Raw genomic sequence first — 18,377 nt, forward strand, 5'->3', positions numbered from 1 at the left:
GTGCCCGAACCAAATATTTATTCCCTTTATTATCAATAGCTTATTAAATCTAACCAGCCTGAAAAATCTCTTGGCACGATCTCTGCTCTAGCCCCTGTAGCACAACTTTTCCGGGGGAGATTCACATGCATAAACTTCATCCGCTTACCAAGAGCATCGGGCTTGCGTTATGGCTCGCAGGCGGCGCTGTCAGCGAGTTGGCGTTGGCGGCCGAGAGCACCGAGGCCGACGGCAAGAACAGCAGCGAACCTGCGCTGAAGACCGTGACCGTCACCGCCCAGCACCGGGAAGAAACCCTGCAAGAGGTTCCGGTGGCGGTCTCGGCGGTCCAGGGCACCAGCATCACCGCCGACGGCGTGCGCGCCATGGGCGACATCACCACCTTTATTCCCAACGCCTCGGCCAAGAATCCCGACGGCGACGGCCGTCCGCGCTGGTACATCCGTGGTCTGGGTACCGGCGATACCGGCGCCGCCACCGTATTCCCGGTGGGGATCTATGCCGACGACGTGTATTTGAACGCGCCGATTGCCGGTGGCGGCCCGTTGTTCGACCTGGAGCGTATCGAGATCCTGCGCGGGCCCCAGGGCACGCTGTATGGCAAGAACACCACCGCAGGCGCGGTAAACGTGATTTCCAAGAAACCGACTTTCGACACTGACGGCTTCGGCACCATCGGCTTTGGCAGCAAGAACGAACGCATCCTCAGCGGCGCCCTGGGCGGTGCCCTGGTGGACGAAAAACTGGCGGCGCGGATCTCGCTGTACTCCGAGGAACGTGACGGTTTCCAGAAAAACCTCACCGACGATCACACCTATGGCGACGTCAACAAGAAAGCCGTGCGCCTGCAGTTCCTGGCCCAGCTCAACCCAGACCTCGACGCCTTGCTGAAGATCCACAGCCGTGAGTTCAAGGGCGATGGCAGCAACGGTTCGCTGCCGGTCGGGCGTTACTACAACGTCGGCTATCAGCGGCCGAACGGGCGCAATATCGCGCTCAATACCAACGAAGATGCCAAGCTCGATCATGACGGCACGTCCCTGACCCTGAACTGGCACCTGGGCGACTACACCCTGACCTCGATCAGCGCCTATGACTACATTCGCGGGCGCTCCACCAGCGACGCCGACTACACGCCCTACGAGGTCAACGGCGCGGCGATTTCCGACAACAAGTACACCCAGTACTCCCAGGAACTGCGCCTGGCCTCGCCCCAGCAGGAAACCCTGCGCTGGTTGCTCGGTGCGCATTACTTCCACGAAGACCTCGACAGCTCGGCCCAGCGCATCATCACCCCGGGCCCGACACCCAATGGCACCGGCTCGAACCAGACTGGCGGCGTCACTGATTTGCGTGACCTCAACTACGACCACAAGACCGACAGCTACGCGCTGTTCGGCAACCTGACCTACGACTTCACCGACAACTTCACCGTCACCGGTGGCCTGCGCTGGACCCAGGAAAAGAAAAACATCGACCTCGATCTGACCCAACTGACACGCGCCACGGCCAACGGCCCGCTGATTGCCCTGGGCGGCAGCGGCACCAACGGCAACCGCCAGGAAGACAAGACCTGGGAAGCCTGGACCTACGACCTGACCCCGGAATACCGGATCAATGACAATGTGCGGGTGTTCTTCCGTTATGCCCATGGCTTCCGCTCGGGCGGCTTCAACACGGGCCTTTCCACCAGCCTGGCGCAGTTGACCACGGTCGATCCGGAACAACTGGACGCCTATGAAATCGGCCTCAAGTCGGAGTGGTTCAACCACCGCCTGACCGCCAACGCCAACGTTTTCTACTACGACTACTCGGATATCCAGGTCAATCTGCTGACCGTCAACAACGGGGTGCTGACCACGGCCCTGACCAACGGTGCCTCGGGCAAGGTCAAGGGCGCCGAGCTGGAACTCGAAGGCCAGCCGACCGATTACCTGCACCTGCGGGCGGCGGTGTCGTTCCTCGACACCGAATACACCGACTTCAAGAACACCAACCCCACCACCGGCGCGGTCACCGGCGACTACAGCGGCAACAGCTTCGTGCGCTCGCCGCGCAACGTGGTGTCCCTGGGCGCGGACTACACCTTCCCCCTGGAAATCGGCGGCAAGCTGGTGGCCGGTGGCGACGTGAGTTTCCGCGACAAGGAGTACTTCCTCGCCGATCGCCAGAGCAGCGCCGACAAGACCCTGAGCCAGCCCCACTACACCTTGGCCAACAGTCGCCTGACCTGGTACAGCCCGGATGAAAAACTCAGCGTCACCGGGTTTGTGAACAACCTCACCGACCGCCGCTACCAGGTGCATGGCCGGCCGAACGGCACCCTGGGCCAATACGTCATCACCTACGGCGACCCACGCACCGTCGGCCTGAGCGTCACCAGCCGCTTCTGATCCGGCGGCGATACACCCCGCTGGAGCGGGCCCTCACGTCGCGCATCGGCTTGAAGGCCTGCCCGCTCCGGCAGCACACCGCGATTTCCGGGCCACCGGCATCCACATAACCCTGCAGGAGCAGCCGGGCGGGATGCCGCTCGCAAGGCCGCTACCGACGGCCGGTTCCTGCACACGCCCGTTCTCAGCAAAAAGGAATTTTTCCATGTTCCATCGCAATCCGTTGGCCGGCGCCGTGGCGCTGGTCATCGGCAGCCTTGCCGTGCCTGCTTTCGCTGCCGAAACCTCAAGCAAACCCGCCGCCAGCGGCGACCACCTGGACACGGTGGTGGTGCTGGGCACCCGCCGCAGCGACCTCACTGCCCTGCAAAGCGCAGCGCCGGTGGACGTGCTGTCCGGCGAACAACTGCAGCAGACCGGGGCCAGCGATCTGTCCGGAGCGCTGACTGCACTGTCGCCGTCCTTCAGCTTCCCGCAGTCGCCCCAGGGTGCCTTCGCCGGGTCTATCGCCCAGGGCGCCTCGCTGCGCGGCCTGGCCTCCGACCAGGTGCTGGTGCTGGTCAACGGCAAGCGCCGCCACACCAGTGCCAACGTTACCCGGCAAAGCCTGGTCAACGGCCGGGGCGCCGCGGCAGTCGACCTCAGCCTGATCCCCATCAGCGCCATCCAGCGGGTAGAGATCCTGCGGGACGGTGCAGCCGCCCAGTACGGCTCCGACGCGATTGCCGGGGTGATCAACATCGTGCTCAAGGAAAAGGACGACGGCGGCAACCTCGGCTATCGCTTTGGCGGCTATGACAAGGGCGACGGCATCCAGCGCAAGCTCAGCGGCTGGAAAGGCTTCGCCCTGCCCAACGACGGCTTCCTGACCTTGAGTTTCGACGCCGGCAGCCAGGACCCGGCCAGTGACACCAACCCCGACAACCGGATCTTTTACCCCGGCTCCACCAGCATCAACACCCCGCGCGAGCAGAACAACCCGAACCGCACCTGGCGCTGGGGGGCGGCGAATATCTCGGACCAGTACAACGTCACCGCCAACAGCGAAATCGGCGTGGGCGAAGGGCTGACCGCCTACGGTTTTGCCACCTACTCCCACAAGAACAGCGACGCCGAGAACTTCTTCGACCCGCCCACCAGCCTGCGCAACAACTACGGCAGCGTCGCCCTGGCGCGCTTCCCCGACGGCCGCGTGCCCATCACCCGCTACACCCTGGAGGACTACGCGGTCACCGGTGGCCTGCGCTATGAAACCGAGCAACTGGGCAAGTTCGACCTGGCGCTGAACCACGGTGACAACAGCGTCAAATCCACCGACCGCAATGCGATCAACCCGAGCTGGGGGGTCAGCAGCCCGGAGAAGATCTACACCGGCGAACGCGAGGCCGATCAGACCAACATCACCCTGGACTGGGTACGCGACTTCCCCACCGACCTGCTGTTCAAGCCGCTGACCCTGTCCGCCGGCCTGGCCTGGCGCAAAGAGAACTACGAGCTGAGCGCCGGTGAAGCCGCGGGCTGGCAGAACGGCCCGCTGTTCAACAGCATCGACCCGATCACCGGCCGACGGATTCCGGGCTACTACTCGGGAATCACCCAGGTCGACGCCGCGTCCCTGGACCGCAAGGTGCTGGGGGCCTACATCGACGTCGAAGGCCAGGTCACCGAGAAGTTCCAGGCCGGTGTCGCGGTGCGCACCGAGCATTATTCGGACTTTGGCGACACCACCAACGGCAAGCTGTCGCTGCGCTATGACTTCACCCCGCAGATCGCCGCCCGCGCCACCGCCAGTACCGGCTACCGGGCGCCGTCGCTGGTGCAGAGCGGCATGTCCTCGTTCAGCGTGCAGGTGGTCGAACAACCGCCAGGCAGCGGCAACTATGTCGAGGTGCAGCAACGCACCCTGCGCGCCAACAGCCCGGAAGCCGCGCTGCTCGGGGGCAAGGCGCTCAAGCCCGAGGAGTCCACCAACTACTCCCTGGGCCTGGTCTGGCGGCCACTGCCCAACGCGTCGGTGACCCTGGACGCGTACCGGATCAACATCGACAACCGCATAACCCTCTCCGACCAGCTGCCGGCCTCGGTGGTGTCGCCGATCTTTGCCGGCACGCCCTACGCCAATATCCAGAGCGCGGCTTTTTACACCAACGTGGCCGATACCCGCACCGATGGCGTCGAGCTGACCGGCAACTATCAACTGGACCTGGCGCAATGGGGGCGCTTGAACCTGAGCAGCGGGATCAGCCAGAACAACACCAAAATCACCGCCTTGCGCGATGTCGGCAATATCCAGGGCTCGCAGATCATCGGCCGCACGACCCAGGGCCTGATCGAAGACGGTACGCCGAAAAACAAGCTGATCCTCAGCGCCAATTGGCTGTATGACAATTGGGGCCTGACGGTGGCCCAGCGGCGTTATGGCGAGTGGAAGAGCCTGAACGCGACCAACCCGACCCTGGACCAGACCTACAGCCCGCAGTGGGTCACTGACCTCGACCTGTCCTACACCTTCGACAAGGCACTGAAAGTATCGGTGGGTGCGATCAACCTGTTCGACAGCCACCCGGACAAGTCCGACGGCGTGCAGCTGTACGGCGTTCCCAAATATTCCACCACCAGCCCCGAAGGCGCACAGGGCGCGTTCTACTACACCAGCGTCAGCTACGAGTTCTGACTGCTGACGGGGTGTTGCCCAGGCAGCAGTCGCTGCTGGCCAGGCACCACCCCTTCCCGACACGTCCAAAAACTACGGTGCCTTCCAGGGACAGCGCAGCCTGGCGGTAGCGGCTACAGGTCCACGACAGGCCCTTGTAGCCGCTGCCGAAGGCGGCGCTGGCCAGCCCTGACGCCGTGATCTCCCAGAAAAAACACGGCCCTCTCCAGGCCTAACGCAGCCTTCGGCGCAGCTACGGATCCGGAGTGGCACAGGTCTTGCGAAGGCACTGGGGTACTTCGCTGAATTAAGACTCGCCATGGCCTTTCGTACCCGTTCTGTGTTGACTGCCCTGACCTGGCTCATCTCGCCCATCGCGCTGTTGGCGGTATGGGCGTTGGTGGCCGCGGCCGGGATTTTCCCGCGTAATTTGCTGATTCCGCCGGCCCAGGTGGTGCAGGCGTTTGCCGGGCTGCTGGCGAGTGGCGAACTGTACGAGCACTTGGGCAACAGCCTGTCGCGGCTGGGCCTGGGGTTTGCCATCGGTTCCCTGAGCGGCCTGGCCTTTGGCGTGTTGATGGCCTTGTCCAGGCAGGTCGAGGTGTATTGCGGCCCGCTGTTCCATACCCTGCGCCAGATCCCCAGCATCGCCCTGATTCCGATGTTCGTGCTGCTGTTCGGCATCGACGAAACCTTCAAGATCATCATCGTCGCCAAGACCGCCTTTTTCCCCGTGGCCCTGGCCGCCAGCGAAGGGGTCAAGGCCATCCCCCGCAGCTACTTCGAGGTGGCTGACGTCTACCGCCTGCGCTGGCCGACCCTGGTCCGCGAAATCGCCCTGCCCGCCGCCGCGCCGCCGATCATCACCGGTTTTCGTATCAGCCTGACCCGGGCCTGGGTGGTGCTGGTGGCCACCGAGTTGCTGGCAGCCGACAGCGGCCTGGGGCAGATGATTGAAATGGGCCGGCAAATGCTGCGCATCGACGTGGTCATGGTCGGGGTCCTGGTTACCGGGGTCATCGGCTTTGCCCTGGACTTCACCTTTCGCCGCCTGGAACAGCACCTGTTCCGCTGGCAGACCCGCTAGGAGCCGCCCATGTTGCACTGGCTGAGAAAAACCCGTGGCCTGTTGCTGCCGCTGCTGTTGATCGGCGCCTGGGAGTACCTGTCGCGCCAGGACGCCGCCGGCGCCTATGCCTTTGTGCCGCTGTCGACCATCGGCAGCGCCCTGCTCGAACTGCTGGGCAACGGCGAGTTGCTGGTCAACCTGCTGGCAAGCCTGGCGCGCACCAGCAGCGGCCTGGCCCTGGGCATTGTGTTCGGCGTGCTGCTGGGGGTGCTGATGGCGCTGTCGAGCCTGGCCAACCGCCTGATCGGCCCGCTGTTTCACTCGATCCGCCAGGTGCCGATGCTGGGCTGGATCCCGCTGATCGCCATGTGGTTCGGCAATGGCGAGTTCTCCAAGGTGCTGATCGTCAGCCTCGCCGCCTTTTACCCGATGGTGCTCAACACCTACCAGGGCTTCAGTCACGTCGAGCAGCGCTACCGCGAGGTCGGCCAGGTGCTGGTGCTCAGCCGTTGGCAGCAGTTCTGTCATGTGCTGCTGCCGGCCGCTGTGCCGAGCATCGCCACCGGTGTGTTGCACGCCCTGGCATTCGCCTGGGTCACGGCGGTGGGCAGTGAATTGTTCCTGTCTTCCGGGGCTGGCCTGGGCAACCTGATGATGAACGCCGAAGCCGGCTCGCGGATGGAGGTCATTGTGCTCAGCGTGCTGTGCATCGGCCTTTGCGGCTACCTGATGAACCTGCTGTTTACCCTGTTGAGCCGCCACCTGTTGCGCTGGCGCTCCATTCGTTGAAAGGCCACCCCATGAACGCAATTGCCCAACACGCCCCGTCCCGCAGCCCGCAACTGGCGAGCGGCGCCCTTGAGATACGTGGCCTGAGCAAGGCCTACAAGATCGAAGGCAAACCCCTGCCGGTGCTGCAAGAGATCAACCTGAAGGTCCGCCCCGGGGAGTTCGTGAGCATCCTGGGCGCCAGCGGTTGCGGTAAATCCACCCTGCTGCGGCTGATTGTCGGGCTTGAAGCCGAGTACCAGGGCCAGATCCTGCTCGACGACCAGGTCATTTCCGGCACCAGCCTGGAACGGGGCATCGTGTTCCAGGACCATCGCCTGTTCCCGTGGATGACCCTGAGCAAGAACATCGCCCTGGCGCTGAAGAACCATCCCCTGCCCCAGGCGGAAAAAGACCGGCTGGTGGCCGAGCACATTGCCCTGGTCAATCTCCAGGGCTTTGAAAATGCCTACCCCCATCAGTTGTCCGGCGGCATGGCGCAACGCGCGGCCATCGCCCGGGCGCTGATCAACAAACCCAAGGTGCTGCTGCTGGACGAACCCCTGGGCGCCCTCGACGCCCTGACCCGGGTCCACCTGCAACACGAGCTGCAACGCATCTGGGTCCAGCAGCGCTGCACGGTGATCATGGTCACCCACGACATCGAGGAAGCGCTGTACCTCGGCGACCGGGTGATCGTGATGGACGCCCACCCGGGCCGGATCAAGCACCAGATCGAGGTCGACCTGCCGCACCCGCGGGACCGTTCCTCAAGCGTGCTGCAAGGCTACAAGGAGCAATTGCTCGAAGAGTTGGTGGGGCATTGATCCCAGCCGTCCATGACAGGCCGAGGGTTTAGGGGCGCGGCGCTCGGTGCCAGGCCAGGAGGACGAGAAACAGCAGCGCCACCGCCCCCACCGTGAGCATCAAGCCACTGGCGCTGATATGGGACACCGCCAACCCCGTGGCAATCGGTCCGAGGACACTGCCCAGGGTGTAGAACAGCGCGATCGCGGTCATGGCAGTCGACACCTGATGCTCAGCCACCCGCTCGCCGGCTTCCATCACCGCCAGGGTATTCAGGCCGCCGATGGCCCCGCCCCAGACAAACACCAGCAACGACGCCAGCCACGGCCACGGCTGGCTCAAGGGGATGGCCAGGGTGCCCGCCAGCACCAGCAGTGCGCAGGTCCGTTGTGCGCTGCGGCTGCAAGTGCGGTCGGCGAGCCAGCCCAGGGGCAGTTGCAACAGAGTGCCGCCGGCACCGAACAAGGCAATAAACAAGGTGGCGGCGGTCAGCAGATAACCGGCGGACACGCTGTAGCCGGCCAGAAAAGCCACCGACGAGGTTTCGCAGAAGCCGGCGACGAAGGCCCCGCACAAGGCCAGGGGGATCAGCGTAAACAACCGCGAATGGTGTTTGGCCAGGGGCGTTTGCGGGCGACAGTCATGGGCCAGCAGGCTCAGGGCCAGGCCAGCGCTGAGGGCAATGATCGCGGCGCAGGCCAGGTACGGCAGCCGCCCCTCAACCCCCAGCGCCACCAGCAGCAAAGGCCCGGCGGCGATGCCCAGGCCCATCAGGGTTTCGTGCACGCCAATCGCCCGGCCGCGTTCGCTGCGGCTGGCCACCGCGACAATCCAGGTGTCGCAAGCGATCCAGCGCAGGATCAGGCCGATACCCAACAGGAAATTCAACAGAAACAGCAGCACCAGGTGCTCGCTGAAGGCCATGCCCAACAGTGCCAGCACGCTGAGCAAGGCACTCAGCAGGTTGGTCCGGACCAGCCCGAGCCGGGCCAGGATCCTCGGCACCTGCTTGTACAGCAGCAGGATCGCCAGCCAGGCCGCGCTGACGATCAGGCCGATCCCGGTCGCGCCGACGCCGCGCTGCTCCAGGGACAACGACAGCAACGGCGTGACGGTGCCGATCTGCACGATCTGCGACAGCACCGACAACAGGTTGATCCGGGTCAGGGCTGCCCAGCGCTGACGGGCGCCGGGATCCGGGCTGAGCTGTTGCATCGGGACCTTTCCTTGTCTGCCGTTGCTTGACCGCGCCGTGCGCGAGGGTTCAGTCGGCCAAGGCCTTCTGGAACGACTGATCGATGATCGGCGCGGTGTTCAAGGGCGCCTGCAGGGTCTTGACCTTGAACAGAAAGTCCGCCGTGCCTTGCAGGTCAGCGGCGGCCTGGGCATCCACCGGCCCCAGGGTCAGATGCGCCTGGCGCAACCAGTGGCGCGATACGCCCTGGTCGAGGTTGGCTTTTTTCGCCCAGAGGTCGGCGTACTCGTCCGTGTGGGTATCGACCCAGGCCCGGGCTTTTTTCAGGCGCTGGAGGAAGTCGGCAATGGCTTCACGCTTGCTGTCGATGGACGGCGTGGAGGCGGCAATTGCGCTGAGGCCAGGCATCAGGCCTTTGGCACTGACAATCGGACGCGCGCCGGAAAACAGGATCTGCTGGGAGATATAGGGTTCCCACACCGGAAACGCGTCGATGCTGCCCTGGGGCAAGGCCGCCGCGGCGTCAATCGGCATCAGTTTGACCCACTGCACGTAATCTTCCGGCAGCCCGGCCTGCTCCAGGGCGCGCAAGGTCAGTTGCTGGCTCCAGGCGCCGGGCCAGTAGGCGACTTTCTTGCCCTTGAGGTCGGTGATGCTCTTGGCAGTGGAGTCTTTGCCCACCAGCAAGGCGATGGTGTCGGGATTTTGCCGGGAAACGCCGATCAGTTTCACCGGCGCCTGCTTGGCCGCCAGGAACAGGAACCCGGAATCCCCGAGAAAGCCCAGGTCCAGGGCCCCGGTATTCAGGGCTTCGGCCAGGGGCGCGGCGGCCTGGAAGTGTTTCCAGTCCACGGTATAGGGCGCGCCTTCCAGCACCCCGGAAGCTTCGACCGAGGCGCGGATGTTGTAGTAGTTCTGATCGCCGATATGCAGCACCGGCTTGTCGGCCGCGTGCGCCAGGGGCGCGGCGAGTATGGCGCCGGCCAGCAGCACGCGCAGGTGTCGGGAGAATTTCATGCAGACCTCACAACAATCATCAAGGGAAAGCCGGGCGCGGCACGCGGGCCGCGACCGGTTCAAGGTTCAGAGCGAGCAAGCGCTGGCGCCGTGTTTTTCCAGGTAACGCTGGTGTTCTTCGGCGGCCAGTTCGAACTCGCCCAGGGGCAGCACCACGGTCGCCACCGGTTTGGCCAGGCGTCCGCTGGCTTCAAGTTGCTCGCGGGCAGCCTCGGCACTGGCGGCCTGTTCGGGGCCATTGACGAACAACGCCGAGCGGTATTTGACCCCGACATCCGCCCCCTGACGGTCGACCGAGGTCGGGTCGTGCAGGGTCCAGAACGCCTCGATCAGGCGGCTGTAGGCAATCTGCCGGGGGTCGAAATCAACCTGCACGACTTCTATCGACAGCACCTCGCCACTGGCAGGCCGGGCAAAGCCGACACGGCTGTCGAGCACCCCGGGCAATTGCCGGAAGGCCGCTTCGGCGCCCCAGAAACAACCGGCGCCAAAGGTCGCCTGCTGCACCTCTGCCGCGAACCAGTGGCGGTGCAGCGCGGCGATGTGTTCCGGGCCGATGCCGCAGCAACCGCCGACAATGCTCGCCCCGGCCTCAACCCAGGTGCGCGCCCAGTGCAGGTACGACTCGGGGCCCAGGTCATCGCGGATCTGCAACAAGGTGCTGTTGGCTTTGGCATCGCTGCTGACCACCGGGAACGCGTTGGCATACACCCCCAACTCCAGGTCCAGGCCCAGGGCTTCGAGCACCTGCCGCCCATCGTGCAGCGCCTGAGCCATGACCTCGGGCTGGCTGCAATTGAACAGCACTGCCCTGGCCCCCAGTTGCGCCGCCACCTGCACCGCCTCGGCCACCGCTTCGCCGGAACGCAGGCGCGCCACGCCATCGGCGCCCGGCACGTCGAGCAAGGTGAATGACAGCCACAACGGCTTGTTGTCGCTGCCCAGGGCTTCGGCCACGGCACGGACTTCCGCGATCGAGCTTTGGGTTTCCGCCAGCCACAGGTCGACGTGGGCACTCAGGCCGTCGATCAGTACCCGGTGGATGGCCACCGAACGCGAGTGATCGAACAGGTCCGGGCGATAGGAGCCCAGGGCCGGCGGCAACGAACCGGCAACGATCACCGCTTCCCCACTGTCGGCAGCGGCCTGGCGCGCCACCTGCCCGGCACGCTCGGCCAGGGCCCGGCCCTGTTGGTTAAAGCGTTGTTCGCCGATATGAAAAGGCACCAGGGCGTAGCTGTTGCTGGTGATCACCCGTGCCCCAGCCTCGATAAAGGCGCGGTGGGCCCGGAGCACGAACTCGGGGGCTTCGATCAGCGCCAGGGCCGACCATTCCGGCTGGCGAAATGGCGCGCCGATGCGCTGCAGCTCGCGACCCATGCCGCCATCGAGCAGACGCAGGCTGGCGCTGGTCATTGAATCGCCCCTACGGTCTGCTGCGGCTCGGCCAGCCATTTGTCGACCGTTGCCCGGTTGGCATCGACCCAGGCCTTGGCCGCGACGTCAGCCGGTTGCTTTTCTTTTTCGATCTGCAGGATCAGGCCATTGAGCACGGCCGGGTCGAGGGCCACGTTATGCAGGAAGCTGGCGATGCGTGGCGCGCGTTGCTGCAAGGTGGCAGAGGCCAGGACGTAGACCTTGGCATCCGGGAAGGCGCAGGTGATTTTGCTTTTGTTCAGCCAGTCCGGGTCCACCGTCGGGCTGATGAACTTCCAGCAACCATCGGCCTTGTACAACGGGTCACCCTTCTTGTTGTCCTGGGCATAGCCGTCGAATGCCGGCTCTTCCAGGCGGCGCAGGTCGAAGGCGGAGAAGATCCAGTCCGGGGTGTAGGCATAAAACACCACGCCGCGCCCGGCCTTGTAGGCCGCCGAGAGCTTGGCGTAGGTCACCGACGCTTCGGTGGACACTGCTTCGAACTTGTCGGCAAACCCGTAATCCTTGGCCTTGACCTGGCCGATGTAAGTCGACTCCCAACCTGCCGGGCCCACCAGCAGCTGGGCTTCACCGCCGCCCAGGGGTTCGAAGAGCTTGGCCACTTCCGGTTTCTTCAGGTCGTAGACGCTCTTGACCCCGTATTTGTCTTGCAGGTAACCCGGGATGTAGAAGCCCTGTTCGCCGGCATAGGGCTGCTTGTTGGGCACCAGCGAATGCTTGTCGCCGGTCACGTATTTGGCCCAGGCGGCCGACTGATTGGGCAGCCAGATATCGGTCAGCACATCCACCGAACCGTCGCCCTTGGCGGCGGCGCTGAGCAGCACCGCAACGTCGCCGGCCAGGTAGGACACATCACCGTCGAGGCGGGTCTTGATCACCTCGCCGAGGATGTGCTGGATGGCGATGGCGCCGGTCCAGTTCTGTTCGCCGATGACGATTTTGTCCTTGGCCAGCACGGTGGCCGGCAGGCTCAGGGTAGCCAGTAATGCAGCGGCACCCAGGGTGCGCGAAAGGCGTGTCTTCACGGTATGTCTCACTTTTGGTTAGAGGTGGAGCCTTGCTTGCGCAGGCTCGACTGAATGATTCGGTCCGGGATCAGCGCGCACAGCACAATCGCCGCACCGGCCAACATGCCTTCGCCGCCCTTGATGTTGCGCAACGCGGTCATCACGTCGTAGCCCAGGCCTCCGGCGCCAATCAGCGCCGCGACCACCACCATCGACAGGCTCATGACGATGGTCTGGTTGACCCCCAGCAGCAGCGAGCGACGAGCCAGGGGCAGTTGCACCTTGAGCAGGGTCTGCCAGGGGCTGGCGCCGTGGGCGACGGCGGCTTCCACCGCGTCCTTGGGCACTTCCTGGATGCCCAGGGAGGTCAGGCGGATCATCGGCGCCAGGGCGAAAATCACCGTGGCGATCACGGCCGGGGTCTTGCCCACCGAGAAAAACGCCACGGCCGGAATCAGGTACACAAAGGTCGGCAGGGTCTGCATCACATCCAGCAAGGGCGTGATCAGGCGCCGGGCCAGGGGGCGCTTGGCCAGGATGATCCCGGTGGGCACGCCGATGGCCAGGGCAATCAGCACCGAGGAGCCGACCAAGGCCAGGGTGGCGATGGTGCGCTCCCAGAAACCGAACAGGCCGATATAGAGCAGGGCCACGGTGCTGGTCAGGGCCAGGGCGGTGCCCGCCGAACGCCATGCCAGCAACACCAGGGCCAGGGCCGCAACCGGCCAGGGCAGCCAGCCAAGGACGTTTTCCACGCCCTCGATCACGGTGCGCACGGCGACTATCACCCCGACAAAGGCGCTTTCGAAGTTGACCTGGGACCAACTGATGAATTGATCGATGCTGTCGGCGGTCAGCAGCAGCGCCTGGCGGTTGGCCGGGAACTGCAACAGCGCACCGCTGGCGTCCGGCGTCACCACCCGCCAGACCACCAGCGCCTGGCTGATCAGCAGCACCAGCAGGGCCAGGCCCCAGCCGGCCTGGGCCCGACGCAGCGGCTTGGCACTCTGGCTGATGGCAATAAAACGGCTGGCGGCCAATACCGCGACGGCCACCAGCGCCGGCAGCCAGGCGCCCTGCAGCACCCCGCGGGCCAGGGTCGCAAGGGCCGCCAGTTCAGCGCCGAAGGTCAACCAGAACAGCCCGCCACGGCCACGGGCGGCCAGGGCTGCGGGCCCCAGGAGCAAGGCTTGCCAGCCGGGCAGCCCCTGGGTATAGGCCACTGCGCCGGCGCTGTTGGCCACCGGCCGAGGGGGCTCGGCGGCCTGAGGCGCGGCCACTGGCGACGGGCCGCAATCACGAAAAAAGTCCGCCACTTCGGCATCTGCCGGTTGTTCGAGCAACTGCTGCGGGGTGCCGACCTGCACCAGTTGGCCATGGCGCAACACGGCGATCCGGTCCGCCAGGCGCACCGCTTCGACCGGGTCGTGGGTGACCAGCAAGGTGCTGATACCGCGCTCGCGCACCAGGGACAGGAAATGGCTTTGCAGGTCGCGCCGGATGGTCGGGTCCAGGGCGCTGAAGGGTTCGTCCATCAGCAGGATGTCCGGCTCGCTGACCAGCGCCCGTGCCAGGCCGACCCGTTGCTGCATGCCGCCCGACAACTCATGGGGGTAATGCTCGCCCCAGCCTTCCAGGCCCACGGCCCGCAACTGCACGGCCGCTGCGGCGTGACGCAAGGCCTCGGGTTCGCCGCGCAACTCCAGGGGCAAGGCCACGTTATCGAGCACGCTGCGATGGGGCAGCAGGCCGAAGTGCTGGAACACCATGCCGATACGCCGCGAGCGCAGCTCACGCAGGCCCTGGGGGCTCAGGCCGCTGATGGCCTGGCCGTCGATCAGCACCTCGCCGCTGCTGGGCTCGATCAAGCGGTTGATATGGCGCAGCAAGGTGGACTTGCCGCTGCCGGAGGTGCCCATCAGGCACAGCACTTCACCGCGCCGCACCTTGAGGCTGACGTTGCTCACCGCCGGCGCTTTCGACCCTGCGTGATCACGCCCGTAAGCCTTGGTGATATCACGCAGTTCGAGCACCACGTCGGTCGCCCCGGCGGGATCGTCGAGGGAGATCGGCAGCCCGGAAGCGAGCCGCGATTGCGCCACAGAAGTTTGAATGATTGACACGACAGCTCCGCCAAGCGGCCCCGGCGGCGCCGCTCATGTGAGCCTGGGCGCCGGGGCTGGAAAAATGGACTGAACATCAGGCCAAGTCCTGTAGACGGACGCCTGACGCAAAGGCCGGGGTCTGCGCTGGTGCGCAGGCCCCGGCCCTTGCGACATAAAGCTAAACGATCTTAAAAACTACAATCCAATATCATTTAGGAATTAGCTTAGGCTCAGGTTTATTCCTCTGCGCCCTCGACCGGCCCTGCCCACTCGCCGCTGGCAGGCACCCTGCCCCGGCCTCTGCGGCGAGCTTCAGGCTGCGTCGCCGATCTTCTTCAATGACGCGGCCACCAGCCGGCCAAAGGACTCCACCGGCCCCTGCAGATTGCCCAGGAAGTGCGGGTACACCAGCCACAGGTCCATCACCGGTTTGAAGTCCTTGAGCGGCACCACGGCCAACTGTTCGCGGTGGACGCTGCGCTCCAGCAACGGTCGCGGCACCAGGCCCAGCCCCAGGCCGTCGGCCACCAGGCCCAGTTGCAACTCGGTGCCGAAGGTTTCGAGGTTGACGCGCAAGGCCAGGCCCTGGTCCGACAGGGTACGTTGCAGGCCGGCGCGAAAACCGCAGCCATCGGGATTGAGCACCCAGCCGTTGTGGTAGCAGTCGGCAAGCTTGCAGGGGCGCTTGGGCACCAGGTCGCGGGCACAGACCACTACCAGTTCGATCTTGCCGATGGATTGCCCAATGATGTTTTCCGGGAACACCTTGCCCGCCGGGAACAAGGCCACCACCGCATCGAGTTCGGCACTTTCGATCTTGCCCACCAACTGGCCGCCCCAGCCGGTGGCAACCTGGGCCCGCAGGTCGGGGTATTCGCTGCGCAGGTGCTTGAGCGCATCGAGCAGCACCACATCGCCAATGGTTTGCGGCACGCCCAGGCGAAACAGCCCGGTAGGCGGCGTGTCGCTGGCTACCAGTTCACGCAGGGCGTCCATTTCCCGCAGGATCGAACGGCACTGCTCATAGACCCGGGTGCCGATCACGGTGGGTTTCAAGGGTTTGGTATTGCGGTCGAACAGCTCCACCCCCAGGGCCTGCTCGAAGTTCTGTACACGCCGGGTAATCGCCGGTTGAGTCAGTTGCAGCGACTCGGCCGCATGGCTGATCGATTGGCAACGAATCACTTCGACAAAGGCATCGATATCATCAATTTTCATTTGGCCCGCACATGAAAAACAGTCACTAAAATGTCGAAAAAGCATAGTTCCAATCAGCCGCCCTGCAAAGCCCGTTGATTGTTACGGCGCTTTTCACTGCCCCGCAGGGGGCTGATTGAAGCGACTGCAGCAGCCAGTCTGCAGATCCAGGCACCCACGAAAAAGCCCGGCGCGACCCTTCGCACCGGGCTTGCTGTGCTGCGTGACGGTTTCAGCGCCGGTGAGCCAGCGAGCGCACCAGGCGATCCCCCAGGCTCTGCACGCCCTGCACCAGAATCACCAGGACCACCACGGTGGCGACCATGATCTGGTTGTTGAAACGCTGGTAGCCGTAGCGAATCGCCAGGTCGCCCAGGCCACCACCGCCAATCACCCCGGCCATCGAGGAGAAACCGATCAGCATCACCAGGGTCAGGGTGATCCCCGCCAACAGTGCCGGCAGCGCTTCGGGCAGCAGCACCTTGAAGATCACATGGCGAATGTCACCGCCCATGGCCAGGATCGCTTCAATGCGCCCCTTGTCGACTTCATCCAGGGCGTTCTCGACGATTCGCGCAAAAAAAGGAAAGGCGCCAATGGTGATCGGCACCACCGCCGCCGTGCTGCCCAGGGTGGTGCCCACCACCAGCCGGGTCAGGGGAATCAAGGCGATCAGCATCACCACGAACGGCAGCGAGCGCCCCAGGTTGACCAGCGCCCCTAGGGCGTTGTTGAGCCTGGGCAGCGGATACAGGCCGCGGGCACGGCTGACAAACAGCAACACCCCCAGCGGCAGGCCGATCAGCAGGGTAAAGAGCCCGGCCAGCAACACCATGTACAGGGTTTCCCCGGTGGCGTTGAACAGCAGTTGGGCGATTTCATTCCAGTCAGTGGTTTTGTTCATGAGGATTCAGCCCTGACCCCGCGCTGCTTGAGAAAGTCCACCACCGGCGCCAGCTTCAGCGCATCGTGGGGTTGGCGAAACGCGACACGCAGGCGTCCTACCCGCTGCCCGCCGATCGACTCCACGCCACTGGCCAGCAAGCTCACATCCACCCCTTGCTGCTGGGCCAGTTCCTGCAGAATCGGGGTCGCCAGCAGGGAATCGAAAAACGTCAGTTCCAGCGCCTGGCGGGTGTCGTCTTCGGCACCCAGCGCCCTCTGGTAACCGGGTAACAGTGAGCGCCCAAGGCTTGAACCCGGGTCCGCCAGCAACTGGCGAATCGGCCCGGCCTCCACCAGGCGCCCCTGGGCCAGAGAGGCGGCATGGTCGCAGATCGACTTGACCACCTCCAGCTCGTGGGTGATCAGGACAATGGTTACCCCCAACTGGCGATTGATATCGCGCAACAGCTCCAGGATCGACGCCGTGGTTTCCGGGTCAAGGGCGCTGGTGGCTTCATCCGAGAGCAAATACGCCGGGCGCGCAGCCAGTGCCCGGGCAATGCCCACGCGCTGCTTCTGTCCACCCGACAGTTGTGAGGGAAAGGCCTCGGCCTTGTCGCCCAGGCCCACCAGGTCCAGCAGCTCGCCGACCCGCGCCAGGCGCTGGGCCTTGGGCATGCCGGCGATTTCCAGGGGCACCGCGATGTTGTCCCTGACCGTGCGCGCATGCAGCAGGTTGAAGCCCTGGAAGATCATGCCGATGCGCTGGCGCTGCTGGCGCAATGGCTTGTCGCCCAGGGTGGTCAGGTCTTGCCCGTCCATGATGATGCGCCCGGAACTGGGGCGTTCGAGCAGATTGAGGCAACGCAACAGGGTCGACTTGCCCGCCCCGCTGCGCCCGAGAATGCCGTACACCGCGCCATCGGGGATGCTCAACGACACCCGGTCCAGCGCCGGTGCCTGCCCGGCCCCGTAGCTTTTGCTCAACTGCTCGACTTCAATCATGGCTGGCTGCCCGCGACCGCTACCGGGATCACCGACCCCGAGTAGTTTTCAGTGATGAACTTGGCCACTTGCGGCGAATTCAGGTCCTTGGCCAATTGCTTGATCCGCGGGTCATCCACCAGCTTGGGGGTGGTGACCAGGATGTTGGCGTAAGGGTTGTGCGCGGCCTTCTCCAGGCCCAGGGCATCCTTGGCCGGTACCAGCCCGGCTTCCAGGGCGTAGTTGCCGTTGATCACCGCCAGGTCGACATCGTCCAGGGCCCGGGGGATCTGCGGCGATTCGATCTCGATAATCTTCAGTTGCTTGGGGTTCTGCGCGATGTCCTTGGGGGTCGCCTGGTCGCGGGCCGGGTCGTCGAAACCGGGCTTGAGCTTGATCAGGCCATTGTCTTGCAGCAGGTACAGGGCGCGACTCAGGTTGGTGACGTTATTGGGCACCGCCACTGTGCCTTTGACGGGCACCTGGTCGAAGCTCTTGTGGCGGTGGGAGTAAATCCCCAGGGGCTCGATGTGCACCGTGGCGGCCACTGCGAACTTCTGGCCCAGGGCCTGCTCCTGGGATTGCAGGTACGGCAGGTGCTGGAAATAGTTGGCGTCGACATCACCGTGGGCCAGCAACTCGTTGGAATTCACGCCGTTTGGGATCTCGATGATCTTGAGCTGCAACTGCGGGTCGATCTTCTGCACGTAGGCCAGGATCTGCGCGTGGGGCACCGGGTCGGCGGCGACCCGCAGGGGTTCCACGGCCTGCACGGCAAATGCGGCGGACAGTCCACTCAACAACGCCAGGGTCAATGCGCTTTTCTTCAACATGGGGCAGTCCTTGATCGGATAACGAAT

Annotated in this window: 14 protein-coding genes and 1 pseudogene; 5 read left to right on the forward strand and 10 right to left on the reverse strand. The window is 64.7% G+C overall.

Annotated elements, in window-relative coordinates; genetic code table 11:
* The first annotated feature begins 125 nt into the window (after positions 1-125).
* The 5 genes from MF4836_RS29970 (at position 126) to MF4836_RS29990 (ending at position 7,710) form a co-directional block, all read left to right on the forward strand.
* On the forward strand, positions 126-2,393 hold the full coding sequence (locus MF4836_RS29970; protein WP_078473403.1) for a TonB-dependent receptor: 2,268 nt from the start codon (positions 126-128) through the stop codon (positions 2,391-2,393).
* Between the two features lie 205 nt (positions 2,394-2,598).
* Positions 2,599-5,067, forward strand: a complete 2,469-nt coding sequence (locus MF4836_RS29975; protein ID WP_078473404.1) for a TonB-dependent receptor plug domain-containing protein — start codon at positions 2,599-2,601, stop codon at positions 5,065-5,067.
* A 298-nt stretch (positions 5,068-5,365) separates the two neighbouring features.
* On the forward strand, positions 5,366-6,133 hold the full coding sequence (locus MF4836_RS29980) for an ABC transporter permease (RefSeq protein ID WP_078473405.1): 768 nt from the start codon (positions 5,366-5,368) through the stop codon (positions 6,131-6,133).
* Positions 6,134-6,142: 9 nt separating this feature from the next.
* The gene (locus MF4836_RS29985; protein WP_078473406.1) at positions 6,143-6,904 is read left to right on the forward strand and encodes an ABC transporter permease; all 762 of its coding nucleotides are present in this window, start codon (positions 6,143-6,145) and stop codon (positions 6,902-6,904) included.
* Positions 6,905-6,915: 11 nt separating this feature from the next.
* The gene (locus MF4836_RS29990) at positions 6,916-7,710 is read left to right on the forward strand and encodes an ABC transporter ATP-binding protein (RefSeq protein WP_078473407.1); all 795 of its coding nucleotides are present in this window, start codon (positions 6,916-6,918) and stop codon (positions 7,708-7,710) included.
* Positions 7,711-7,738: 28 nt separating this feature from the next.
* Here the strand turns inward: MF4836_RS29990 and MF4836_RS29995 are convergent, their stop codons facing one another.
* The 10 genes and pseudogenes from MF4836_RS29995 to MF4836_RS30035 all read right to left on the reverse strand — a co-directional run bounded on the left by MF4836_RS29995 (position 7,739) and on the right by MF4836_RS30035 (position 18,350).
* Positions 7,739-8,905, reverse strand: coding sequence for an MFS transporter (locus tag MF4836_RS29995; RefSeq protein WP_078473408.1), 1,167 nt, complete (start codon positions 8,903-8,905; stop codon positions 7,739-7,741).
* 49 nt (positions 8,906-8,954) lie between these two features.
* Complete coding sequence (locus MF4836_RS30000) at positions 8,955-9,902, reverse strand: ABC transporter substrate-binding protein (RefSeq protein WP_078473409.1); 948 nt, start codon at positions 9,900-9,902, stop codon at positions 8,955-8,957.
* Between the two features lie 66 nt (positions 9,903-9,968).
* A complete protein-coding gene (gene msrA, locus MF4836_RS35905; protein WP_238596235.1) occupies positions 9,969-10,409 on the reverse strand; it encodes a peptide-methionine (S)-S-oxide reductase MsrA in 441 nt (146 codons plus the stop codon).
* Positions 10,410-10,424: 15 nt separating this feature from the next.
* Positions 10,425-11,318: pseudogene (locus tag MF4836_RS30005) on the reverse strand (homocysteine S-methyltransferase family protein); the annotation flags it as partial.
* Positions 11,315-12,376, reverse strand: coding sequence for an ABC transporter substrate-binding protein (locus tag MF4836_RS30010; RefSeq protein WP_421546822.1), 1,062 nt, complete (start codon positions 12,374-12,376; stop codon positions 11,315-11,317). The pseudogene MF4836_RS30005 and the gene MF4836_RS30010, both read right to left, overlap by 4 nt.
* The gene (locus MF4836_RS30015) at positions 12,373-14,421 is read right to left on the reverse strand and encodes an ATP-binding cassette domain-containing protein (protein ID WP_178102999.1); all 2,049 of its coding nucleotides are present in this window, start codon (positions 14,419-14,421) and stop codon (positions 12,373-12,375) included. The genes MF4836_RS30010 and MF4836_RS30015 overlap by 4 nt, the downstream gene beginning before the upstream one ends.
* Before the next feature lie 342 nt (positions 14,422-14,763).
* Entirely contained in the window at positions 14,764-15,669 is a 906-nt protein-coding gene (locus MF4836_RS30020; RefSeq protein ID WP_078473413.1) for a LysR family transcriptional regulator, read from the reverse strand.
* 211 nt (positions 15,670-15,880) lie between these two features.
* On the reverse strand, positions 15,881-16,552 hold the full coding sequence (locus MF4836_RS30025; RefSeq protein ID WP_020297930.1) for a methionine ABC transporter permease: 672 nt from the start codon (positions 16,550-16,552) through the stop codon (positions 15,881-15,883).
* Positions 16,549-17,538 (reverse strand): methionine ABC transporter ATP-binding protein, encoded by a 990-nt coding sequence (locus MF4836_RS30030; RefSeq protein ID WP_078473414.1) that lies wholly within the window; start codon positions 17,536-17,538, stop codon positions 16,549-16,551. The genes MF4836_RS30025 and MF4836_RS30030 overlap by 4 nt, the downstream gene beginning before the upstream one ends.
* A complete protein-coding gene (locus MF4836_RS30035) occupies positions 17,535-18,350 on the reverse strand; it encodes a MetQ/NlpA family ABC transporter substrate-binding protein (RefSeq protein WP_078473415.1) in 816 nt (271 codons plus the stop codon). Before MF4836_RS30035 ends, MF4836_RS30030 begins: the two co-directional genes overlap by 4 nt.
* Between the last annotated feature and the right edge of the window lie 27 nt (positions 18,351-18,377).

Origin of the sequence: Pseudomonas sp. MF4836, from assembly GCF_002018875.1 — a bacterium.
Lineage (GTDB): Bacteria > Pseudomonadota > Gammaproteobacteria > Pseudomonadales > Pseudomonadaceae > Aquipseudomonas.